This window comes from Anoxybacillus andreesenii, from assembly GCF_030813005.1.
In the GTDB taxonomy this organism is placed as follows: Bacteria; Bacillota; Bacilli; order Bacillales; family Cytobacillaceae; genus Robertmurraya; species Robertmurraya andreesenii.
Genome location: NZ_JAUSTU010000066.1, coordinates 1 through 2340 on the forward strand (window position 1 = coordinate 1; position 2340 = coordinate 2340).

3 protein-coding genes are annotated in these 2340 nt (G+C 31.0%); all 3 read left to right on the forward strand.

Features of this window, described 5'->3' with window-relative positions:
- The first annotated feature begins 82 nt into the window (after positions 1 to 82).
- The 3 genes from J2S07_RS21730 (at position 83) to J2S07_RS21740 (ending at position 2253) form a co-directional block, all read left to right on the forward strand.
- Positions 83 to 526, forward strand: a complete 444-nt coding sequence (locus tag J2S07_RS21730; protein ID WP_307152453.1) for a hypothetical protein — start codon at positions 83 to 85, stop codon at positions 524 to 526.
- 165 nt (positions 527 to 691) lie between these two features.
- Entirely contained in the window at positions 692 to 1015 is a 324-nt protein-coding gene (locus J2S07_RS21735) for a DUF771 domain-containing protein (protein ID WP_307152454.1), read from the forward strand.
- 275 nt (positions 1016 to 1290) lie between these two features.
- On the forward strand, positions 1291 to 2253 hold the full coding sequence (locus tag J2S07_RS21740; protein ID WP_307152455.1) for a tyrosine-type recombinase/integrase: 963 nt from the start codon (positions 1291 to 1293) through the stop codon (positions 2251 to 2253).
- The last annotated feature ends 87 nt before the right edge of the window (positions 2254 to 2340 follow it).

A 2340-nucleotide genomic window follows, 5' to 3' on the forward strand; every position in this document is an offset into this window, starting at 1 on the left:
AAAATAAAAAGGAAACGAAAGTGACGGTTGCGAACTTACTTCATCACCGTCACTTTCGTTTCCGAATAGAACGCCATTAAATATGACTCTTAACACAATCAAACTTAAAGACTACCTTATTGCTCATGCACAGAAAGCTTTCGGAGTAATGAAGAAAAGTATGGATTTTGATGATGCTGAATATGTATTGAAAGTAATTCTTAGACAGAATAATCCTGTTGTTGATAAAAATACTATTCACCAAAATACAAAGAAAAAAATTAAGGGGAAAGAGCGCCTACAAAGAGCTTATGACCTTCTAGAATACCATTCATATATTCGTCAAGAAGTTGGTGGAAAGTCAGGTAGAAAAGGTCTAGTCTTAGTTAACCCGTATTTATTTGAAGATATTGATGTTAAGAAAAAAGACCATAATTACCCTAATTTATATAAAACTACTGAAAACACAATAACAACTGAAGGGGATATGAAAAACCTAAAATTCCCTAATTCCCCTAACGAAGCAATAAATAATGAAAAAAAGTGAACTCAGCCTCCACAACTAAGTTCACCCATACTGAAAACACATATATCTATTTAAATTATATAACAGTTTGAAGGTTTAATAAAGTGGTGAATAAATGTTCCTAATAGCCTTTCACCACTTTATTGGATATCTATTTAAAATATTTTCATGCGGAGGAAAAAGAAAATGCAACAACTCTCAGTAAACCTAACTATACCAATCCCTTCCGATTCTATCCTTATTTCAAAAGTTGAATTAGAAGAGTTAAAGCAGTCACAACTCATTGGTGTTTATTGGTCGATGAAGGATCTTGAAAAAAGAATAAATTACAAAAGCGAGTGGATAAAAGAGAATATACTTTACCCCACAAAATTCAGAAAAGTTCTTGACGTTGAATATGGAGGCTTTGTCTTTTACCCAAAATCTAAAGGGCAAACTTGGTCCTTCAAAGCTTCGGAAATGGCAAGTTTTTTGGATAAACATTTCCAAGCTATTTTTAAAAATAAGTAAAAAGATCACATCGCAATCTTAAACCTTTAATTATAACTTAATTAATTGAAATAGAAAAATCAGAGTTGAGTACATTATGCAACGATATATGATTTGTTGTAAACATATAATCATTATACAATTTTACTAGATTTTAATAAGGAGGCAATGTAAATGATCATAACTTAGTTTTACCGCATCTTATTACACGTTTCAAAACACTTTAAAGAGAGAGAACAATTTTTTATACAAGATATACACTTGCCTAAAACAATAGATATACAGAGGTGTTCCGTATGGCAAGTATTCAAAAAAGAAAGGGAAAAAAAAGAACAACTTATCAATATACAATTAGTCATAAATCATTAGACGCTCCACTAAGAAAAGGTGGATTTAGGACTTCAGGTGAGGCAAAAGCCGCAGCAGCAGAAATTGAAGTTCAGTTAAACAAAGGTATAATTCCTTTTTTAAGACCTGCACCATTTGATGAATATTTTGATAGTTGGGTCAAACTTTATAAAAGCAATTTAAAAACTGCCACTTTAAATCATTATAGGTACACTCATGACCGAATAAAGGATTATTTCGCTAGTACGCCATTACAAAACATTTCATCCCAAGATTATCAGATGTTTTTAAATCAACTTGGCTCTGGTCGTTCAAAGGAAACAGTAGAAAAGGTTCATGGTCATATACGTGCTTGCGTCCTTGATGCAGTTGACGAACAAATTATACCGCGTGATTTTACAAGAAAAGGCGAATTAATATACTCAGTTGTGGCAAAAGATGAGGCTGAAAAACATTTAAATTATAACGATAGTATTTTGTTATTAAATACACTCAAAAAGTGGTTAAACAGAGGATTAGAGTACTATTTATTATTGTTAGGTTTAGTTACGGGATTTCGTTTTGAAGAATTAGTTGGACTTACCTTTGAAGATTTTGACTTTATTAATAACAAAGTTAATGTTGATAAAACATGGGGATACAATAATAAGATGGAATTAGGATTTGGACCAACCAAGAACAAACAGTCTATTAGAAAAATTGTAGTAGATAAAAAAACGATGGATTTGTTTAAAGATTTATTTGATACCCTCCATAAAAATGCGAATCATTTAGTTTTTTATAATTCAAGATCAAAATATAAAGTAATCACTAATGAACGGGCTAATAAATTTTTAAGGGAAATTCTACTTGAATTAAAAATTAGTCCGGCGATTACAATGCATGGTCTAAGACACACTCATGGTGTATAGTGCAAAATAAAAGTACAGAGTTATGCAAAGTAAAAGTACATAACCTTGCACTTTTATTTTTATAGAAAAAAAAGACTTGCCAGCTAT